The sequence below is a fragment of the Streptomyces sp. NPDC091280 genome (genome assembly GCF_044768565.1).
Classification (GTDB): Bacteria; Actinomycetota; Actinomycetes; order Streptomycetales; family Streptomycetaceae; genus Streptomyces.
Window position 1 is genome coordinate 98,912 of the sequence record NZ_JBIVUZ010000005.1, and the last position, 20,331, is coordinate 119,242.

At 71.7% G+C, this 20,331-nt stretch carries 18 protein-coding genes; 11 read left to right on the forward strand and 7 right to left on the reverse strand.

The window, feature by feature from the left end:
- The first annotated feature begins 204 nt into the window (after positions 1 to 204).
- From ACIQPR_RS16490 to ACIQPR_RS16515, 6 genes are all read left to right on the forward strand, one after another.
- On the forward strand, positions 205 to 1,275 hold the full coding sequence (locus tag ACIQPR_RS16490) for an ABC transporter substrate-binding protein (RefSeq protein WP_403649316.1): 1,071 nt from the start codon (positions 205 to 207) through the stop codon (positions 1,273 to 1,275).
- A complete protein-coding gene (locus ACIQPR_RS16495; RefSeq protein WP_403648151.1) occupies positions 1,272 to 2,123 on the forward strand; it encodes an ABC transporter permease in 852 nt (283 codons plus the stop codon). Before ACIQPR_RS16490 ends, ACIQPR_RS16495 begins: the two co-directional genes overlap by 4 nt.
- Entirely contained in the window at positions 2,099 to 2,839 is a 741-nt protein-coding gene (locus ACIQPR_RS16500; RefSeq protein WP_403648153.1) for an ABC transporter ATP-binding protein, read from the forward strand. The genes ACIQPR_RS16495 and ACIQPR_RS16500 overlap by 25 nt, the downstream gene beginning before the upstream one ends.
- Positions 2,836 to 4,179, forward strand: a complete 1,344-nt coding sequence (locus ACIQPR_RS16505; RefSeq protein WP_403648155.1) for an LLM class flavin-dependent oxidoreductase — start codon at positions 2,836 to 2,838, stop codon at positions 4,177 to 4,179. The genes ACIQPR_RS16500 and ACIQPR_RS16505 overlap by 4 nt, the downstream gene beginning before the upstream one ends.
- Positions 4,180 to 4,191: 12 nt before the next feature.
- A complete protein-coding gene (locus tag ACIQPR_RS16510) occupies positions 4,192 to 5,082 on the forward strand; it encodes a TauD/TfdA dioxygenase family protein (protein ID WP_403648158.1) in 891 nt (296 codons plus the stop codon).
- Between the two features lie 75 nt (positions 5,083 to 5,157).
- Complete coding sequence (locus tag ACIQPR_RS16515) at positions 5,158 to 5,793, forward strand: superoxide dismutase (RefSeq protein WP_403648161.1); 636 nt, start codon at positions 5,158 to 5,160, stop codon at positions 5,791 to 5,793.
- Between the two features lie 102 nt (positions 5,794 to 5,895).
- Here the strand turns inward: ACIQPR_RS16515 and ACIQPR_RS16520 are convergent, their stop codons facing one another.
- Complete coding sequence (locus ACIQPR_RS16520) at positions 5,896 to 6,513, reverse strand: histidine phosphatase family protein (protein ID WP_403648164.1); 618 nt, start codon at positions 6,511 to 6,513, stop codon at positions 5,896 to 5,898.
- Positions 6,510 to 7,943: an FGGY-family carbohydrate kinase gene (locus ACIQPR_RS16525; protein ID WP_403648167.1), complete on the reverse strand. Its 1,434-nt coding sequence runs from the start codon at positions 7,941 to 7,943 to the stop codon at positions 6,510 to 6,512. Before ACIQPR_RS16525 ends, ACIQPR_RS16520 begins: the two co-directional genes overlap by 4 nt.
- A gap of 71 nt (positions 7,944 to 8,014) precedes the next feature.
- On the opposite strand from ACIQPR_RS16525, the gene ACIQPR_RS16530 reads away from it, so the two are divergent.
- The 3 genes from ACIQPR_RS16530 to ACIQPR_RS16540 all read left to right on the forward strand — a co-directional run bounded on the left by ACIQPR_RS16530 (position 8,015) and on the right by ACIQPR_RS16540 (position 10,875).
- Complete coding sequence (locus ACIQPR_RS16530; protein ID WP_403648171.1) at positions 8,015 to 9,055, forward strand: 2-hydroxyacid dehydrogenase; 1,041 nt, start codon at positions 8,015 to 8,017, stop codon at positions 9,053 to 9,055.
- Positions 9,056 to 9,108: 53 nt separating this feature from the next.
- Positions 9,109 to 10,530, forward strand: a complete 1,422-nt coding sequence (locus ACIQPR_RS16535; RefSeq protein ID WP_403648173.1) for an FGGY family carbohydrate kinase — start codon at positions 9,109 to 9,111, stop codon at positions 10,528 to 10,530.
- A 111-nt stretch (positions 10,531 to 10,641) separates the two neighbouring features.
- Positions 10,642 to 10,875, forward strand: a complete 234-nt coding sequence (locus tag ACIQPR_RS16540) for a hypothetical protein (RefSeq protein WP_403648176.1) — start codon at positions 10,642 to 10,644, stop codon at positions 10,873 to 10,875.
- 35 nt (positions 10,876 to 10,910) lie between these two features.
- Here the strand turns inward: ACIQPR_RS16540 and ACIQPR_RS16545 are convergent, their stop codons facing one another.
- A complete protein-coding gene (locus ACIQPR_RS16545; RefSeq protein WP_403648179.1) occupies positions 10,911 to 11,561 on the reverse strand; it encodes a DsbA family protein in 651 nt (216 codons plus the stop codon).
- A gap of 149 nt (positions 11,562 to 11,710) precedes the next feature.
- On the opposite strand from ACIQPR_RS16545, the gene pepN reads away from it, so the two are divergent.
- Together pepN and ACIQPR_RS16555 are read left to right on the forward strand one after the other, a co-directional pair.
- Entirely contained in the window at positions 11,711 to 14,308 is a 2,598-nt protein-coding gene (gene pepN / locus ACIQPR_RS16550; RefSeq protein WP_403648182.1) for an aminopeptidase N, read from the forward strand.
- Between the two features lie 214 nt (positions 14,309 to 14,522).
- Positions 14,523 to 15,560, forward strand: a complete 1,038-nt coding sequence (locus ACIQPR_RS16555) for a hypothetical protein (RefSeq protein WP_403648185.1) — start codon at positions 14,523 to 14,525, stop codon at positions 15,558 to 15,560.
- Positions 15,561 to 15,592: 32 nt separating this feature from the next.
- Here ACIQPR_RS16555 and ACIQPR_RS16560 read toward each other — a convergent pair whose 3' ends face one another.
- The 4 genes from ACIQPR_RS16560 to ACIQPR_RS16575 form a co-directional block, all read right to left on the reverse strand.
- Positions 15,593 to 16,792, reverse strand: a complete 1,200-nt coding sequence (locus ACIQPR_RS16560; RefSeq protein WP_403649319.1) for a glycosyltransferase — start codon at positions 16,790 to 16,792, stop codon at positions 15,593 to 15,595.
- Positions 16,793 to 16,954: 162 nt separating this feature from the next.
- A complete protein-coding gene (locus ACIQPR_RS16565; RefSeq protein ID WP_403648188.1) occupies positions 16,955 to 18,718 on the reverse strand; it encodes a TIGR03767 family metallophosphoesterase in 1,764 nt (587 codons plus the stop codon).
- Positions 18,719 to 18,970: 252 nt separating this feature from the next.
- On the reverse strand, positions 18,971 to 19,429 hold the full coding sequence (locus tag ACIQPR_RS16570) for an NUDIX hydrolase (RefSeq protein ID WP_403648191.1): 459 nt from the start codon (positions 19,427 to 19,429) through the stop codon (positions 18,971 to 18,973).
- A 9-nt stretch (positions 19,430 to 19,438) separates the two neighbouring features.
- A complete protein-coding gene (locus tag ACIQPR_RS16575; protein ID WP_403649322.1) occupies positions 19,439 to 20,329 on the reverse strand; it encodes a pyridoxamine 5'-phosphate oxidase family protein in 891 nt (296 codons plus the stop codon).
- Positions 20,330 to 20,331: the final 2 nt, after the last annotated feature.

The following is a 20,331-nucleotide window of genomic DNA, read 5'->3' on the forward strand; positions in this document are numbered from 1 at the left end:
GGGGTCGCGCAGGGCGGGGAACATCCTGCTCATGAGCCTGCCGATGAGTTGTCGCACTTCTTGTTGCTGACCCGCTGAAGCGCCCCGAGCGCCGGCCTCATCCTGCCTGGATTCCCTTCCCGGACTTTCCGCTGCCCGGAATTCCGGCTGCCTTTCCCAGACTTTTCATCCGTTGAATCAGGGAGCCTTCCCATGCCCAGCTCCATGCCCTCCTCCCGTGCGCCCGGCCTCGACCGGCGGCTCTTCCTCAGCTCCGTGCTCGGTGCCGCCGCGGGCATCGCCGGCCTCAGCGGCTGCGCCACGAGCAGTGCCGCGGCCTCGAAGTCGGGGGCGGGCCTGTCCGCGCCGCTCGCCGAGAAGGTGCCCTCCGGCACCAGCCTGAAGATCTCCTCCTACCTCGACACGCAGCAACTCCAGTTCAAGCTGGCGAAGTTGCCCGCGTTGCCGTTCACCGTGTCGAGCTGGGTGAACATCGGGGCCGGTCCCGATGTCATCAACGCGTTCCGCGCCAAGTCCCTCGACCTGGCCAACAACGCGGGCATCCCGCCGATCCAGGCGCACTACCAGGGCTTCGACGCGAAGATCGTCGCGATCGACGTCACCCGCAAGCCCAACTACCTCTTCGCCACCAAGCCCGGCAGCGACATCCGCACGGTCGCCGACTTCAAGGGCCGGAAGCTGGCGTTCTCCCAGGGCCAGGCCCAAGGGGTCGTCCTGCTGCGGGCGTTGAAGCAGGCGGGCCTGAAGTACGACGAGGTGAAGCTGGTCCCGCTGACCAGCAACCAGTTCTTCACGGCCCTCCAGTCGGGCCAGGTCGACATCGCCCCGCTCGCCAACAGCCAGGCACCGGCGTACCTCAAGCAGTACGCGGCGAAGGGCGCCCACGCGATCACCACCGACGTCGTGGACCTGCTCAACCTGCTGTGGGCGCCGGCCTCCGTGCTGGCCGACTCCGCGAAGGCCGCCGCCATCGCCGCGTACATCCCGCAGTGGGCGCGGGGCCAGGTCTGGCAGTACGAGAACCCGGACACCTGGAACGAGGAGTTCTACGTCAAGACGCAGAACCTGACCCTCGCGCAGGCCCGTTCGGTCACCGCGCTCGCCAACAAGCCGTTGTTCCCGCCGAGTTGGGACGAGGCCGTGAAGTGGGAGCAGGAGACGGCGGATCTGCTGGCGGAGGGCGGCTTCGTGAAGGAGTTCAAGGTGGACTCCCTCTTCGACCGGCGCTTCGAGGCCATCGCGGCGAAGGCCGTGCCGGCGGAGTACCGGAAGTGACGGCCGTGACGACAACCGCCGTGCCGGTGACGGCCGTCGAGGAGAAGGCGCCCGTACGGCCGCGCGGGCGGCGCCGCGGTCTCGCCCCCGGCAAACGGCTGCCCGCCTCCCGGGTCATCGGGCCCGCGCTCTTCTTCGCCCTGTGGGCCGCCGCCTCCGCGGCCGGCCGGCTGGACCCGGCCGCGATCCCGGCGCCCTGGACGGTGGTGGCGACCGCCGGCCGGCTGTGGCGGGACGGCACACTGCCCACGGATGTGCTGACCTCGCTGGAGCGCGCCGCCTACGGCTTCGCGCTCGGCCTCACGGCCGGTGTCGTGCTCGCGCTGGCGGCCGGGCTGAGCCGGGTCGGCGAAGCCCTCATCGACGGGACCGTGCAGCTCAACCGCGCCATCCCGACCCTCGGTCTGATCCCGCTGTTCATCCTCTGGCTGGGCATCGGCGAGACCTTCAAGATCGCCATCATCGCGATCGTCGTCTACATCCCGATCTACCTCAACCTGCATGCCGCGCTGTCCGGCATCGACCACCGCTATGTCGAACTCGCCGAGGTCCAGGGCCTGTCGAGGCTCCGGTTCATCCGCCAGATCGTCATCCCCGGCGCGCTGCCCGGCTTCTTCGTCGGTCTGCGTCTCGGGGTGACCGGCTCCTGGCTGAGCCTGGTGGTCCTGGAGCAGATCAACGCCACCAGCGGCCTCGGCTACATGATGTTCCAGGCCCAGAACTACGGCCAGTCCGACGTGATCCTGGTCGGCCTGCTGATCTACGGCGTGTTCGGCCTGGTCTCCGACAGCGCGGTCCGTCTCGTCGAACGGAGGGTGCTGTCATGGCGCCGCACGCTCAGCAGCTGACCACCACCGCGCCCGCCGTACAACTGCGGGGCCTCACCCGGTCGTTCGACGGCCGTACGGTCCTCGACGGCATCGACCTCGATCTGCCGGCCGGACAGTTCACCGCGCTGCTGGGGCACAGCGGTTCCGGCAAGAGCACCTTGCTGCGGGCCGTCGCGGGCCTGGACCACGAGGTCGCCGGGAGCGGTGAACTCACCGCGCCCGAACGGGTTTCGGTGGTCTTCCAGGACTCCCGGCTGCTGCCCTGGCGGCGGGTCCTCGACAACGTGCTGCTGGGCACGGACGGCAAGGAGGCCGCCGCGAAGGGCCGCGCGGCGCTGGCCGAGGTGGGTCTCGCCGGCCGCGAGCGGGCCTGGCCGAACGAACTGTCCGGCGGCGAGGCCCAGCGGGCGGCGCTGGCCCGCTCCCTGGTCCGCGAGCCCGAACTCCTGCTGGCCGACGAGCCGTTCGGGGCGCTGGACGCGCTGACCCGGATCCGGATGCATGTGCTGCTGCGCGAGCTGTGGGAGCGCCACCGCCCCTCGGTGCTCCTCGTCACGCACGACGTGGACGAGGCGATCGTCCTCGCCGACCGGGTGCTCGTGCTCGAACACGGCCGTATCGCCCTCGACCTGACCATCGACCGCCCGCACCCGCGCTCCTACCGGGAGCCGCTGCTCGGCGAATACCGGGAGCGCCTCCTCGCCGCCCTCGGTGTCACGGAGGACCACGCATGACCGACCGACCGCGCCGACTGCACCTGAACGCCTTCCTGATGAACACCGGCCACCACGAGGCCTCCTGGCGCCTCCCGGAGAGCGACCCGCACGCGCACGTCGAGCTGGACCACTACATACGGCTCGCCCGGACCGCCGAGCGCGGCACCTTCGACTCGCTGTTCCTCGCGGACGGGCCGCAGTTGTGGAGCAACCTGGCCCAACGCCCGGCGGGCGCCCTGGAACCCCTCACCCTGCTCACCGCGCTGGCGACGGCCACCGAGCACATCGGCCTGATCGCCACCGCCTCGACCTCCTACAACTCCCCCTACAACCTGGCCCGCAAGTTCGCCTCGCTCGACATCATCAGCGGTGGCCGGGCCGGCTGGAACATCGTCACCACGGCCGGTGCCGAGGCGGCCCGCAACTTCGGGCTCGACCACGAGCCCGCGCACGCCGAACGGTACGCGCGCGCCGCCGAGTTCCTCGATGTGGCGCTGAAGCTCTGGGACAGCTGGGAGGACGACGCGGTCGTCGCCGACAAGGCGGCCGGGGTGTGGGGCGACGACGCGAAGATCCACCCGCCGCGCCACCGGGGCACGTACTTCAGCGTCGAGGGCGCCCTCAACGTCCCCCGCTCGCCCCAGGGTTACCCCCTCCTGGTGCAGGCCGGTTCCAGCGAGGACGGCAAGTCCTTCGCGGCCCGCTACGCGGAGGCCGTGTTCACCGCGCAGCAGACCCTCGCCGACGCGCAGGCGTTCTACGCGGACCTCAAGTCCCGTACGGCGGCGGCCGGCCGGGACCCGGAGCACATCAAGGTGCTGCCCGGCATCGTCCCGGTGCTCGGCTCGACCGAGGCCGAGGCGCGGGCGAACGAACGTGTCCTGGAGGACCACATCGTGTACACGCACGGAGTGGACCGCCTGGAACACCTGCTCCAACTACCGCCCGGCACGCTGGAGTTGGACGCCCGACTGCCCGACGGTCTTCCTCCCGAGGACGCCGTCGAGGGCGCGAAGAGCCGCTACACCCTCGTCGTCGAGCTCGCCCGCCGCGAGCGGCTGACCGTACGGCAGCTGATCGGCCGGCTCGGCGGCGGACGCGGGCACCTCACCTTCGCGGGCACGCCCGAGCAGGTCGCCGACGCGATCGAGTCCTGGTTCACGCGGGGCGCGGCGGACGGCTTCAACATCATGCCGGCCGTCCTGCCCTCCGGGCTCGACGCCTTCGTGGAGCACGTGGTCCCGCTGCTGCGCGCCCGCGGCCTGCTCCGCACGGAGTACGGCCCCCGCACCACCCTCCGGGAGCGCTACGGCCTCCCCCGCCCGGCCAACCAGTACACCCAACCCGCCTTCGCCTGAAGGGACTTCACCATGTCCATCGAGATCCAGAAGGTCACCGCCCGGATCGGCGCCCGGGTCACCGGGGTCGACATCGGCAAGCCGCTCGACGCCGGGCAGGTCGCGGCGATCCGCGAGGCCCTCAACGTCCACAAGGCGCTGGTCTTCGACGACGTCCACCTCGACGACGCGGGCCAGGAGGCCTTCGCCCGCCACTTCGGCGACCTCACCACCGCGCACCCGACCGTCCCGGCCGTCGACGGCGCCCCGAACGTGCTGCCCGTCGACAGCGAGCGCGGCCGGGCCAACCACTGGCACACGGACGTCACCTTCGTCCTCAACCCGCCCCAGGCCAGCACCCTGCGCAGCATCACGGTCCCGCCGTACGGCGGCGAGACCCTGATCGCGAGTTCGGCGGCGGCCTACCGCGATCTGCCCGAACCCCTGCGCGCCCTCGCGGACACCCTGTGGGCGGAGCACACCAACGACTACGACTACGCCGTGCCGGACGAGGAGATCGACGACGAAAAGGCGGCCCAGCGCGCCCAGTTCACGTCGATCAAGTTCCGCACGGTCCACCCGGTCGTCCGCGTCCACCCGCTGACCGGCGAACGCGGCCTGTTCATAGGCGGTTTCGCGCAGCGCATCGTAGGCCTGTCGACGGGTGAGTCCCGCAAGATCCTCGACATCCTCCAGGCGTACGTCACCCGCCCCGAGAACGTCCTGCGCCACCGCTGGTCCCCGAACCAGCTCGTCCTGTTCGACAACCGCATCACCCAGCACTACGCCATCGACAACTACGACGGCCTGCCCCGCCGCCTCAACCGCGTGACCGTCGCCGGTGACGTCCCGGTCGGCATCGAGGGCAAGGAGAGCTACTCGATCGAGGGCGACGCCTCGCACTACACGCCGGTCGCGGGGTAGCCACGAACCACCCTTTCGCTGCTAGGTTGTAGTTGCAAGTGATGTGCAATAAGGTCCGGAGGGGATCGATCCGCCATGCCCGTCTACACGCTGCCCGACCTGCCCTACGACTACTCCGCGCTCGCCCCCGTGATCAGCCCCGAGATCATCGAGCTGCACCACGACAAGCACCACGCGGCCTACGTCAAGGGAGCCAACGACTCGCTGGAGCAGCTGGCGGAGGCGCGCGAGAAGGAGCAGTGGGGTTCGGTCAACGGCCTGGAGAAGAACCTGGCCTTCCACCTCTCCGGCCACATCCTGCACAGCATCTACTGGCACAACATGACCGGCGACGGCGGCGGGGAGCCCCTGGCGGCGGACGGCGTGGGCGGGCTGGCGGACGCGATCACCGAGTCCTTCGGCTCCTTCGCCGGCTTCAAGGCCCAGCTGACCAAGGCCGCGGCCACCACCCAGGGCTCCGGCTGGGGCGTCCTCGCCCACGAACCGCTCAGCGACCGCCTCGTCGTCGAGCAGATCTACGACCACCAGGGCAACGTCGGCCAGGGCTCCACCCCGCTCCTGGTCTTCGACGCGTGGGAGCACGCCTTCTACCTCCAGTACCGGAACCAGAAGGTCGACTTCATCGACGCCATGTGGGCGGTCGTCAACTGGCAGGACGTGGCCAGGCGTTACGAGACGGCGAAGGCCCGGCAGACGATCCTGCCCGCCTGAACCCCCCTGAGACGTCCTGCCTCGTGATCGTCTTCTCACCTTTCACGCGGGCGGGCGGATGAAAGGCGGCCCCCGCGAGGACCTGACTCGCGGGGGCCTTCCTCACTCCTGCGCCCCACAGGGCACATTGAGCGACAGCAGGGCGAACTCGCCCTCCCCCACCCGCAGTTCGCTGACGGCCGCGTTCCGCAGCCGCGGGAACACCCGCCGGTACTCACCCGGCGGAATCGACAGCCCCCGGCACAGCACCAGCCGCAGCAGGGTGTTGTGCGCGACGACCAGCACCCGCCCCCCGGAGTGCGCGGCGGCGATGCGGCGCAGGGCGGCCAGGCCCCGGGTCGCGGCGGCCGTCGGGTCCTCGGACCCCGGAAACGGATGCGCCACCGGATCGGCCCGGAAGGCCGCCGCCGCAGCGGGGTCCTCGGCCGCGAACTCCGCGAGCGTACGGCCCTCCACCACCCCGAAGTCGCATTCCCGCAGGGCGGGTTCGGTGCGCGGGGTGAGGTCCAGGGCGCGGGCGGCGGGGGCCGCCGTGAGGAGGGCCCGGGACAGCGGAGAGGTCCAGATCGCGTCGACCGGATGCGCGCCGGCCCACCGGCCCAGGGCCTCCGCCTGGGCGACACCGGTGCCGGTCAGGGCGACGTCACTGATGCCGGCGTAGCGGTTCTCGGCGTGCCAGACGGTCTGGCCGTGGCGGGCCAGCAGGAGCGTGGTGGTCATGAGGTGGCGTTCTCCAGGTTCAGACGGGCGTGTGCCGCGACCGGCGCGGGCAGCCAGCCCCGCGACTCCAGCTCGGTCACGAGGCGGGCGTACGGTTCGGCGAAGCGGGCCGCGCGGGAGCGGCGGGGGGCCAGGACCGTACGGATGCGGACCATGCGGTCGGCCGTGTCGGCCAGGGCGACGCCGGTTTCGGCGTGGGCGGCCAGCACCGCCATGCCCAGGGCCGGTTCGACCTGTGCGGGGATGCGGGCCGGGCGGCCGAGGAGGTCGGCGCGGAGCTGGTTCCAGTACCCGCTGCGGGCCGCGCCGCCCGTGAAGGTGAGCGGGCCGTCCATCGGGGCGCCGAGGTGGTGGAGGTAGTCGAGGCACAGGCGCTCCGCGAACGCCACCCCCTGCAACACCGCCGCCCAGCGGTCCGCCTCGCAGGACGGGGTGCCGAGGGTGAAGGCGGTGGCGTCCGGGGCGAGGAAGGGGAACCGTTCGCCGGGCGAGGTGAGGGGGTAGGTGAGCGCCCCCGACGGCTCGTACTGTGCCGCCGCCCGGTCCATCTCCGCCGGATCCACTCCCGTCGGCAGCGCGCCCGCGCCCACGCCCGACGCCCCGCCCGGCAGCCAACTCCCGTCCGGCGCCCGGTGGTTGTAGACCACTCCGGCACTGTCCTTGACGGGTCGCGCGGACACCCCCTTGAGGACCAGTGTGGTGCCGAGCACCGAGTTCCAGGACCCCTCGGACAGCGCCCCCGAGGCGAGCTGCGCCGCGCAGCCGTCCGTCATCCCGGCGACGACCGGCGTGCCCACCGGGATGCCGGTCGCCTCGCCGGCGGCCCGGCACACCTCCCCCAGCCGGGTGCCGGGGCGCACCACCTTCGGCAACACGTCGGCCAGATCGTCCAGTTGAGAGGGCCAGGTCTCCCGCTCCACGTCGTAGCCCGTCTTGAGCGCATGACTGGAGTCGGCCGGCGGCGTCCCTCCGCCGCCGCCCGTCAACCGCGCGGTGACGACGTCGGACTGATGGGTGACCCTCCCCCTCCCGTACGCCTCCAGCAGCCACATCGCCTTCGGCAGCCCCCAGCTCGGCGGCATGCCGACCCGCGCCGCCTCCGCCGCCGCGCGCCCGTCGTCGTACATCACCCCCGGTGTCAGCGGACGCCCCGCGCCGTCCGTCAGCAGGACGGTCCCGGAGGTCGCGCAGACCGCGAGCCCCCCGAGCCGCAGGCGCCGCAGGCCCGTCAGGGCGGTCCCGGCCGCGTCGCACACCGCCACCCACCACTCCCCCGGGTCCTGTTCGTGGCGCACCCCGTCCCGGCGGCCGGTCAGCCGTGCGGTGCCGGAGCCGAGGACCCGGCCGTCGCCGGTGACCAGCAGCGCGCGGACGCTCTGCGTCCCCAGGTCGATGCCCAGCCACGCCCCGCCGTCGCCCTCGAACATCATCCGGACCTCCCACAGGGGTTACGCATTCGGCATTCCCCGTTCATCGTGGCAAAGAGGGAGGGAGCCCCACGATGACCGAGACCCTGCGTGTCGTCGCCGCCGGTGACCATTTCGTCCTACCGTCGCTGATCACGTCCGCGATCACCGAGGAACTGCGCGAACACCCTTTCACCGTAAGCGAGTTGACGTTCGGCTGGCCGCTGGAGCCCTTCGGTCCGGTCGCCGAGGTCGAGGAGGCGAGTGACGCCGAGGACGAGTTGCTCGACGCCCTGCGAAGCAGCCGCGCGCAGGTGCTGGTCACCCAGATGGGCCCGGTCACCGCACGCGTCCTCGCGGCCTGCCCCGAACTCCGGCTGGTGGTCGTGTGCCGGGGCGGACCCGTCAACGTCAACCTGGACGCGGCGAAGACCCACGACGTACGGGTGTGCTTCACCCCCGGCCGCAACGCCGCCGCGACCGCCGAGTTCACCGTCGGGATGATGCTGGCCGCGCTCCGCCGCGTCCCGCAGGCCCACGGACTCCTGGCCGGGCACCGGAGTTGGGAGGCCGGGGCCGCCTACTACACCTACGAGCGCAGCGGGCTGGAACTGGAGGACCTGCCGGTCGGACTCGTCGGCTACGGCGCGGTCGGCAGCCGGGTGGCCCGCGTCCTGTGCGCGTTCGGCGCCCGCGTGATGGTGTACGACCCTTATGTGCACGGTGAGATCCACGGACTGCGCGTCGCCCGGCTGGACGAACTCCTGCGCCGCTCCCAGGTCGTCACCCTGCACGCGCGCCTGACCGCCGAGACGCGCGGCCTGATCGGCCCGCGCGAGCTGGCGCTGCTGCGCCCCGGCGCGGTGGTGGTCAACGTGGCACGGGGGCCGTTGCTGGACGAGGAGGCGCTGTGCGACGCCCTGGAGAGCGGCCAGGTGTCGGCGGCGGCCCTCGACACCTACCCGCGGGAGCCGCTGCCCGCCGGTTCGAGACTGTTCGGCCTCACCGACAGGCTGGTCCTCACCCCGCATCTGGGCGGCGCCTCCCGCGCGGTGGCCGAGAAGGCGGCGGCGACAGCGGCGCGGGAGGTCGGCCGCTGGGCACGGCGGCAACCGCTCGCACACCAACTCCGGTGAGACTGAGCCGAGTTGCCCGACCTGAGCATCATTCACCGAGCAGGGGGTCTTCCATGTATGTCGGAATCGATGTCGGCACCTCCACCGTGAAGGCCGCCGCCTTCGACGACGTCGGGCGTCAACTCGCCGTGGCCGCCCGCCCGGTGGAGCTGTCGATGCACGGTGGCCGGGTGGAGCAGGACATGGACGAGGTCTACGCCGCCGTGGTCGCCGTACTCGACGAACTGACCGCAGCCGCGGACGAACCGATCGAACTCGCCGGGCTGACCGGACAGGGCGACGGCGTGTGGCTGGTCGACGCGGCCGGCCGCCCCGTGCGCCCGGCCGTGTCCTGGATGGACGGCCGGGCACACGAACTGCTCGACCAGTGGCTGGCGGACGGCACCTTCGAGACGGTGTTCCGGCGCACCGGCAGCGCGATGTTCCCGGGGTGTCCGGGCCCGGTGCTGGCCTGGTTCGAGGCGCACGAGCCGAAGGCACTGGACGCGGCGGCGCACGCCCTGTTCTGCAAGGACATGGTCTTCCAGCGGCTCACCGGCACACCGCCGGCCACCGATGTCTCGGACGCGTCGATGCCGTTCCTCGACCCGAGGACACGGTCCTACGACAACGGTGTCGTGGAACTCCTGGGCCTGACCCGCCGCAGGCGCCTGCTGCCCCGGGTCAGCGACCCGGTGGCGACCGCCGAGACCCGCGGCGAGGGCCTGCCGCCCGGCGTCCGCCTCACGAACGGCCCCTACGACCTGGCCGCGTGCGCGCTCGGCGCGGGGGTGACGGAACCCGGCGACGGCCTCCTCATCGTCGGCACCTGTCTGGCCGGCCTGGTCGCGACCACCGACCTCGACCTCTCCGGCGAACCGGCCGGCCTGTACATCTCGCTGGACCGCCCGGGGCATTGGCTGCGCGCGATGCCCGCGATGGTGGGGACGGCGGCCCTGGACTGGGTGCTGTCGACGACGGGCGTGCGGCACGAGGAGGTGGACGGGCTGCTGACCGCGACCCCGCCCGGGGCGAACGGCGTGCGGGTGCTGCCGTACTTCGCGCCGTCCGGGGAGCGCGCGCCCTTCGTCGAACCCCGCCTCCGCGCCGAACTCACCGGTGTCTCCCTGGAGTCGACACCCGCCGACCTGATCCGCGCGACCTGCGAGGGCATCGGCTACGCGGCCCGGCACTGCCTGGAGGCGGCCGGGCTGACGGGCTCGCTGGCCGTGTGCGGCGGCGGTACCCGCAGCCCGGCCTGGATGCGGCTGCTCGCGGACGTACTGGGCCGCCCGCTGCGGGTGGTCGAGGGCGAGGTGGGCGCCCGGGGCGCGGTGCTCGCGGCGGCGGAACGCCATGGGGTCCCGCTGGACACGGCGGCCTGGACGCGGCCGACAGAGGTGGTCGAACCGGACCCCAAGCGGGCGGCCTTCCACACGAAGGGCTACGAGGACCATCTCGGCCGGCTCGCGGCGGCGCGGCGGCGGAGCCGGTGAGTTGGGCCGCGAAGCCGCCGAGTCCGGCCGCGGAGCCGGTGATTTCGGCGGCGGGCGGCGGCGATTCGCGGTGTACTACCGGCCTGGCCCCCGTGTGGCGAGGAGGAGTTCATGACGGTGCTTCGGCGGTGGTGTCCGAACTGTCTCGGGTGGCAGGACTTCCAGCGGATGGCCGATGCCGAGAAGGCGGCCGTCCGGGAGGAGAGAGGACCCCGGCACTACGTGGAGGACCTGTGGCGGTGCGCCGTCAAGGGCTGTGTGCGGTACCAGCCCGCGTACCACGCGCGGGGCGGCGGCGATCTCCCCGAGAAATTCCGCGAGGAGAAGGCCGCCGCCCCGGAGTGAGCGTCGCCGAGCCCTGGATGTCGCTGCGGCCGTGCCTACAGGTTGCTGAAGTCCGGGCCCTTGGTGCGGGAGCGCTTGATCTCGTAGAAGCCGGGGACGGAGGCCACCGCGACGGTGCCGTCCCACAGGCGGGCGGCCTCCTCGCCCTTGGGGGCGGGGGTGACGACCGGGCCGAAGAAGGCGATCTGCTCGCCGTCGGGGCCGGGGACGGCGATGACGGGGGTGCCGACGTCCTGGCCGACCTTGTCGATGCCCTCCTTGTGGGAGGCGCGCAGCTCGGCGTCGAACTCGAACTCCTCCTGGTCGGCGTAGTCGATCAGGTCGGCGGGCAGGCCGACGTCGGCGAGCGCGCCGGCGATGGCCTCGACGGTCGGACCCTCGCCGTTGTTGTGGATACGGGTGCCGAGCGCGGTGTAGAGCGGGCCGAGGATGTCGGCGCCGTGCTTCTGCCAGGCGGCGGTGACCACGCGGATCGGCTTCCAGGCCTTGGTGGCGAGCAGCTCGCGGTACTCCTCGGGCAGCTCGTCCAGCTTGGGCTCGTTCAGGACCGCGAGGCTCATGATGTGCCAGCGGACCTCGATGTCGCGGACCTTCTCGACTTCGAGCACCCACCGGGAGGTCATCCAGGCCCACGGGCACAGCGGGTCGAACCAGAAGTCCACGGGGGTCTTGGCGGTCTCAGACATGACGCTCCTCGGAATACGGCCGTTTCCCCACCGCAACACCGCCCCTCCTCGCCTCATTCCCGGGTGCCCCCGGTCAGGGGCGCATGGCAGGATCGGGCCTGACCACACTGCGCTGTACGACAGCGACGACCATCCGAGGGAGTGCCTCCGTGCCCGGTGAGAATCTGTCCCGCGACGAGGCCCGGGAGCGGGCCGCACTGCTGTCCGTCGACGGGTACGACGTGTCCCTCGACCTGCGCTCGGCGGTGGGTGACGAGGCCGGGGAGGGGCCGCGGACGTTCCGGTCCGTGACCACGATCCGGTTCCGCTGCGCCGAGCCGGGCGCCGCGAGCTTCGCGGACCTGATCGCGCCGGCCGTCACCGCCCTCTCGCTCAACGGCAGGGACCTCGACCCGGGCGCGGTCTTCGACGGCTCGCGCATCCAGCTGGAGGACCTGGCCGCGGAGAACGAGCTGATCGTCGACGCGCGCTGCGCGTACTCCCGTACCGGCGAGGGCATGCACCGCTTCGTCGACCCCGAGGACGGCGAGGTCTATCTCTACACCCAGTACGAGCCGGCCGACTCGCGCCGGGTCTTCGCCAACTTCGAGCAGCCGGACCTCAAGGCGCCGTTCCGTTTCGAGGTGCGGGCGCCCGAGGGCTGGACGGTGTGGAGCAACGGCGCCGGTGAACTGACCGACGGTGTATGGCGGTTCGCGGAGACGAAGCCGATCTCGACGTACATCACGGCGTTCCTCGCGGGCCCGTACCACTACGTCACGGACTCCTACACGCGTACCTTCGACGACGGTACGACGCTGGAGATCCCGCTCGGCGCGATGTGCCGCAAGGGGCTGGCGCCGTACTTCGACTCGGACGACGTGTTCCTGGTGACCAAGCAGGGGCTGGACTTCTTCCACGACCACTTCGACTACCCGTACCCGTTCGGGAAGTACGACCAGGCGTTCGTGCCGGAGTACAACCTCGGCGCGATGGAGAACCCCGGACTGGTCACGTTCCGCGAGGAGTTCATCTTCCGGGGGAAGGTGACGCGGGCGTCGTACGAGAGCCGGGCCAATGTCGTCCTGCACGAGATGGCGCACATGTGGTTCGGCGACCTGGTCACCATGGAGTGGTGGGACGACCTGTGGCTGAAGGAGTCCTTCGCGGACTTCATGGGGGTGTTCGCGAGCGTCGGCGCGACCCGCTTCACCGACGCCTGGATCAGTTTCGCCAACCGCCGCAAGGCGTGGGCCTACCGCGCGGACCAGCTGCCGTCCACGCATCCGATCACCGCCGACATCCGCGACCTCCAGGACGCGAAGCTCAACTTCGACGGCATCACGTACGCCAAGGGGGCTTCCGTACTGAAGCAGTTGGTGGCGTACGCCGGCCAGGACGCGTTCCTTGAGGGCGCGCGCCGCTACTTCAAGCGGAACGCGTACGGCAACACCCGCCTCGGTGACCTGTTGTCGGTGCTGGAGGAGACGAGCGGCCGGGACATGGCGTCCTGGGCGCGGTCGTGGCTTCAGACCGCCGGGGTCAACTCGCTGACCCCGCAGGTGGTGCTGGACGTCGAGGGCGGCCGGATCGCCGAGCTGACGGTGGTGCAGGAGGCCGCCGAGTCGCACCCGACGCTGCGCCCGCACCGGGTGGTCGTCGGCCTCTACCGTACGGAGGGCGGGCGTCTGGTCCGCTACGAGCGCGCCGAGGTCGACGTCGAGGGGCCGCGTACGGTCGTGGTCGAGCTGGCGGGCGCGGACGCGCCGGAGCTGGTGCTCGTCAACGACGAGGACCTCACGTACGCCAAGACCCGTTTCGACGCGGTGTCGTTGGCGACCCTGCGGGAGCGGCTCGGCTCGCTGACCGATCCGATGGCGCGTGCGCTGTGCTGGTCGGCGCTGTGGAACATGACGCGGGACGCGCTGCTGGCGGCGCCCGACTTCATCGACCTGGTGATGCGGTTCGGGCGCCGGGAGACCGACATCGGGGTGCTCCAGATGCTGCACGCGTGGGCGAACTCGGCGCTGGTCAACTACGCGCCGCCGTGGTGGCGGGCCACCGGCGCGAAGCTGCTGACACACATCGCGGAGCGGGATCTGCGGAACGCCGAGCCGGGCAGCGAGCAGCAGCTGGCGTGGGCGCGTTTCTACGCGTCGGTGGCGTCGGCGCCGGAGGAACTGGCGCTGCTGCGGGGCCTGTTGGACGGTACGGAGAAGATCGAGGGCCTGGCGGTGGACCAGGAGCTGCGCTGGGCGTTCCTGGAGCCGCTGGCCGCGCACGGCGTCGCCGACGAGTCGGCGGTGGCCGCCGAGCTGGCCCGGGACGACACCGCGTCCGGCAAGCGGCACCAGGTGCGCTGTCTCGCCGCGCGCCCCTCGGCGGCGGTCAAGGCGCAGGCGTGGGCGCAGGTCGTGGAGTCGGACGCGCTGTCCAACGCGTTCGTGGAGGCGACGATCGCGGGGTTCGCGCAGCCGTCGCAGCGGGAGTTGCTGGCGCCGTACACGGAGAAGTACTTCGCGGCGATCGAGCGGGTGTGGCGGGAGCGGTCGATCCAGATCGGCATGGATGTGGTGCGGGGGCTGTTCCCGGCGTTCCCGACCGCCGAGGACGGGCGGGCGACGCTGGCCGCGACGGACGCGTGGCTGTCCTCGCACGAGGACGCGGCGCCGGCCCTGCGGCGGCTGGTGCTGGAGGCACGGGACGATCTGGCGCGGGCGCTGCGGGCGCAGGAGACGGACGACGCGGGGCACGGCGATCAGGGCTGACACACTGATCATTGGCCTGCGATCGGCCTCCGCGTGACCGTTACCGAATGCGGGTCGGCACAGCCGTAACCCCTGGTCCGCCCTGTCCGGACCAGGGGTTTTCGGTGCCTACTCGGCATCCGAACGCCTGCCCTTTAGTGCCGCATCGTCCGGATTTGTCGACGGGCGTGTAACAGCGGTTAGGGAGCGGTTCCGGCGCGGGAAACCCCGTTGCATGAACCACAACACCCCCCTCTCCCCCCGCCCCCTCAGCCATCTCTCCGAGGTGCACCGCCGGGTTCTGACGACGGCTCAGCTCCGGGCGCACGGCGTTCCGGCCGCCGAGGTGAACGAGCAGTGCCGGCCCGGCGGCCCCTGGCAGCAGCTCCTCCCCGGTGTCGTCCTGCTGCACTCCGGACCGCCCACCGGCGAGGAGCGGCTGCACGCGGTGCTGACGTACGCGGCGCGGGAGCGGACCGCCGGTGTCCCGGTCCAGCCCGGCGCGGAGGAGCCGCACCGGGCGACGTACGCGGAGACGATGGTCACCGGGCTGGCCGCGCTGGCGCTGTACGGCTTCAGCGCGGCGGGGCAGCTCACCGCCCTCGACCACGTCGACGTCCTGGTCCCCCGGACCCGCCGGCTGCGCTCCACCGGCTGTGCCCGCGTCCTGCGCACGCCGGTGCTCCCCGCGTCGCGGCAGGTGAAGGGGGTGCCGGTCGCCCCGGTGCCGCGGGCCGTCGCGGACGCGGTGGCCGGGCTGTCGGACGCGAACGCGGTCCGCGGGCTGCTCACCGAGGCGGTACGCGGCGGACACTGCGAACCGGCCGCGGTGGTACGGGAGTTGACCGAGGCGAAGCTGCTGAGCCGCTCGCACGTGGTGGACGCGGTGGACTCGCTGCTGGCCGAGGGCCGCGCCATCGCGGAGGACCGCCTCTACCGGATGGTGGGCGAGTACGGTCTTCCCGACCCGGTGTGGAACGTGGACCTGCGGCTGCCCGGCGGCCCGCACCTGGGCGGCCTGGACGCGTACTGGCCCGAGCAGGCGGTCGCGGTCGAACTGGACACCCGCGCGCCCCGTCAGGACGAGGACGCCATGTGGTCGGAGTACGCCCGCAAGCGCGAGCACCTGGAGCGGCTCGGCATCACGGTCGTCCACATCACCCCGCGCAAGCTCCGCGAGGGTCTTGAGCAGCAGGCGGCCGTCGTCCGTACGGCGCTGATGGCGGCGGCGGACCGCGATCCGGCCGCGTACGTCGTGGTGCTGCCCCGGTAGTGACGGACCGGGGCGCGATCAGGGGGACGGGGTCAGGAGGGGAGCGGAGGGGTCGCGGTGGTGGTCGTGTGATGGGTGTGCAGGCCGTCGATGAGGGCGGCGTAGGAGGCGATCATGCGGGTGCGGCTGAAGCGTTCGCGGCTGCGGGCGTGGGCCTTGGCGAACTCGGCGCGGCCGAGGACCGCCTCGGTCCAGGCCGACGCGATGGCGTCCGGGTCGGGGGGTGTGATGATGCCGTGCCCGGCGACGATGGACGCGCTGTCGCCGATGTCGGTGGCGACGGGTACGGCCCCGCACATCATGCCCTCGATGAGGCACAGGGGCGCGGCCTCGCCGAAGGACGAGGTGAGCGCGACGACGTCGGACCCGGCGTAGACGGTCTCCATGTCCCGCCGCACGCCCAGCAGATGGAGCCGCCCGGCGAGTTGTTCCCGGTCCGCGCCGAACGCGGTGTCGAGGTCGGCGGCGAGGGCGGGCTGGTGGTCGGCGGTCATGCCCGTGCCGCACATGACGACATGGCCGGCGGGTTCGCGTCGCAGCCAGGCGTGGGCGGCGCGGAGGAAGAGGGGGATGTTCTTCATGGTGGCGTAGCGGGCGGCGAACACCACGACGGGGGCGGTGTCCGGGATCCCGAGGGAGGCGCGGAACGCGAGGCGCCGGGCCGGGTCGGGGCGGAAGCGGAGCAGGTCCACTCCGTTGGGGATGACGTGCAGGACCTCGGGCGGGATGCCGGCGGCCCGGTAGGCGTCGCGGGTGGACTCCGCGCAGCAGACGCAGGCGACGACCTTGCCGTCGGCGATGGCGGCCTTCAGTTCGTCGAGGGCGGCGCCCTGGTGTTCGGGGTCCGAACGGTGCAGGCACACGACGACCGGGCGGCGCGGGAGGCCGCCCTGGTTGAGCAGCGTGAGCGGCTGCTCCTTGAGCGAGAGGACGACGTCGGCGCCGGCCAGGGCGCGGGCCGCGTCGGCCAGCTCGGGTCCGGTGAACCCGGTGCTGACCTGGCCCTCGCCGCCGCCGAGGCTGCGGCCGAGGGTGGAGACCCCGACGCCGGCCGCGGTCAGCTGCTGGTAGCAGGCGTCGTCCTGCATGGCCTGCCGGGTTGTTTCTCGGTGTACTTCTCCGTGGATGCTCAGCACCGAATGATGCTGGCCGCCCTCCACCAGACCCATGATGACGTCGCTGTGGACGATCCGGGCTCCTCCGGAGAAGAAGCCCTCGTAGACCGACAGCACGTGCAGTTCGTGTCCAGCTCGCACACGACCACCCGCCTTGCGTAAGAATCGAGCCATCCCCGTGAACAGCGGGTTAGGCGTTATGAGGCGGCACGGACATTTCGCTTGAATGAACTGGGCGTCTCGTGTCCGAGTCCGGTTGGTTATCCCGGGGTCAATTGGTCACTTCTTGAGGATCAGCTCGGTGTTGCGGTCCTTCGCGTCGCCGCCCAGGACCGTGCTGGAGCCCGGCGCGTTGTAGGACAGCTCGCGGTAGAGGGCCGCGAGGCCGGTCTGGGTGAGGTCGGAGAAGTCGGTGCGGTGCGGGGCCGCGGACTCGATGAGCGTGGTGAAGAGGGAGATCGTGCCGTCCTTGTTGTCGACCAGCTCGATGACCCGGGCGAGCTGGGGGTAGTCGACGTGCGAGGCGGTGGAGATCTCCCAGAAGCTGCGGCCGTCGGGGGCCGCGTGCGGGGTGATGACGTTGCGGTGGATGTGGCCGTTGACCCAGGCCAGCACGTTCGGGTGGCTGCCGAGGAGGGCGACGACCGCGTTGCCCTCGTAGCGGCGCTCGGTGGGGTGTGCCGGGTCGGGGCGGGTGTTGTCCATCGTCTTGCTGGTGTGGTGGCTGAAGACCACCGCGTACGAGTCCTTGTTGTCGCTGAGGGTCTTGTCCAGCCACCTCAACTGCGTCGCCCCGATGGACCCTTCGTAGTGGCCGCCCGCGTCGGTGGTGTCGAGGCTGATGCCGATCACGTTGTCGGCGATCCGGAACGCGTAGTACTGCGTGCCCGCGTCGACGTTCGCGGAGGAGTAGCCGTGGCCGACCGGGCCGAGGCCCTGGTAGGCGGGGTCGAGGTGGGCCTTGAGGTACTCGGCGGAGGTGTAGGGGGCGCGCTTCTCGTCCGGGGTGACCGAGCGCATGGAGCGGGCGTGGGCCTTGAGGAAGTCGCGGTAGCCGGAGCCCTTGGGGTCCTTGGCGTCCCGGATGGAGTTCTGCAGCTTCTTCGCCTCGGCCGCCGTCGCGGTCATCAACTTCTTTCCGCCGATGGCGAGTTCGGTGAGGTAGGGGTCGGCGTGGGAGCCGAAGCAGCCGAGCGGGAGCGCGTCGTGGTTGCCGACGGTGGAGTACCAGGGCAGGTTGAGGCCGGGGCTGCGGACCTCGCGGATCGCGGCGGCCAGGAAGCCGGTCAGGTGCGGGAAGCCGAGCTGCTTGTCGCCGTCGCGGAGCGTGGAGTCGGGCTGCCAGTACAGCTTGAGGCCGCTGTTCTGGACGCCCTCGTAGTGGCGCGGGTCACCGGTGTTGGGGGTGAACCGGCCGCCGCTCATGATCTTCATGAACCATTCCAGCTCGGACTTGGCGTTGTTGTCCGTGTTGTCGCCGGTGGTCATCACGAAGTGCAGCGGGGAGCCGGTCACCGGGGCGCCGCGCAGCGCGTTGACCCGTTCGACGAGCGAGATCCCGCCCTGCACGGTGAGCGCCTCGTGCGGGCGCCAGGCGTGCTTGTCGGTGGAGCGCAGGTACTCCAGGCGCAGCGGGTGCTGGCTGTCCATCAGGTGCAGGTCGGTGAACTGCACGAACGACGCGAGTGCCGTACGGCGGCCCGCGCGGCCGGACTTGGCGGCGGCGAGGTCGGCGCGTACGACGCGCTTCCAGCCGGCGCCGTCGCCGAGGCGGCGGTAGCCGGAGTGGGTGCGGGGGGCGGCGACGGTGGCGAGGGTGGTGCCCTTGGTGTACGGGGCCAGGGGTGCGGCCGGTGCCTTGCGGGACTGGGCCACGGGTGCCTCGGCGGCGGTGTTCGTGGCGTCGGTCGTGGCGGCCTCGCTGTCGGTGGGCCGCAGGGCGTAGCCCACGCCCGCGGAGAGCGACACGGCCGCGGTGGCGGCGAGGACGGTACGGCGGTTGACCCCCAGCGCGGAGCTGGCGACAGAGCGTGTGCGCGACATGGCGCGATCTCCCCGAGTACGAACTGCGTCGGCAGTGGTCGCGGGTGTTCGCGTCGACCGGTTTTCGATCGCGGTCGCGAACTTCCCGCTCGTACTGGATGCTTGGCATCGGGGATGACCTGCGCGTAAACGAGACGGCAACGTGCAGCGCCGATCACCGTACGTGGATCTTGGCGCCCCCTGTGCGTTCGTGAACGCTCGTCGAGCCGCCGGGAGGCGGCTACTCCGCGTTCATCTGCCGGGGTACTGAAGCTATTCCGGAACCCGTTCGACCCGTCCTACGGCCGGCCGCTCGCGCCACAGCCGCAGCGCGACGTCGATCAACGCGACGCGGCGCAGGCCCGGCACGTCGTCCAGGGGATGCCAGGCGGCCATGTCGGTGGTGCCGTCGACCTCGTCGCGCAGTTCGCCGCCGAGGATCCGGCCTTCGTAGACGAGCCGCAGACCGTGCTGGTCCACCTTGCGGCGGTGGCTCCACGGGATGACGTGGTGGATCGAGTCCATGCCGAGGAATCCGGTGACCTCGATGTGGTAGCCGGTCTCCTCCTCCAGCTCCCTGACGACGGTGTCGTTGGGATGCTCACCGTGGTCCATGCCGCCGCCGGGCAGTACCCATTCGTAGCCGCCGCCCGGCGCGGGCGAGCGGGCCAGCAGAACGTGTCCGTCGCGGACGCAGACGGCGTAGGCGGCGACTCTCAGCTTCTTGCGCACCCGGAGACGTTAGCGCCCCGGGTGCGGATTAGCAGGTGAGTATTCCGGGGCGGACCAGCGCAGAGGGAGCGCGTCCGGGGTCTCGACGGCCTCGTCGAGAGTGAACCGCACCTGGCGGTCTCCGTCCCGGCCGAACTCCGTCCGTGCCTGGCCGGTGAGTTGGAGAGTCGTGCCGGTCGTCCAGTCGAGGAGGAGGAGTCCCGCGCGGGGGTCGGCGAGGAGGTTGCCCAGGCTCAGGAACATGGCGTTGCCCGGGTAGTCGGGCCAGGTCAGTTCCCGGGGCGAGACGGCTCGCACGAAGCCGGGGTCGCCGCCCCGGTGGCTGGCGTCGGCGCCGTGCTCGTGCACGGTGGCGAGGAAGAAGGTGTCGGCCGCGGCGATGAACTCGGCCTGGGCGGGGGTGAGTTCAAGGCCGTGCCGGGCGGCTGCGGGCACGCGGTCCGCGACCGTCTCGTACGACCGCCTCCGCTGGATGTACTTGGGGCAGTTGGCGAACACCCGCTCCGCCTCGATCGCGAACCCCCGTGCGGTGGACCGCAGTCGGCCGTCGACGCGCATACGGCGGCGGGTGCGGGGGTCGAGGGCGAGGGTGCCGACCGGCAGGTCCCGGGCGTCCGCGAGGGCCGGGGCGAGGGGGTCGGCCGGGGGCGGACCGCCGGTGACCGAGATCCGGTGGGGTCCCGTCGCCCGGACGAAACCGGGCGGGCCGGTGAGCGCGGACGCCCAGACGCGGTTCGTGGTGGGGTCGGCTGCGCCCAGGACGAGAAGGGGCTGGAGTTCGAGGAAGGCGGCGGCCACGGGTTTGATGCCCTGGCCGATGATCTGGCCGACGTGGTCGGCGACGTCACGCACCCCGACCCGCTCCTGCACGGCAAGGGAGCCCGCGTGATACGCCCGCATGG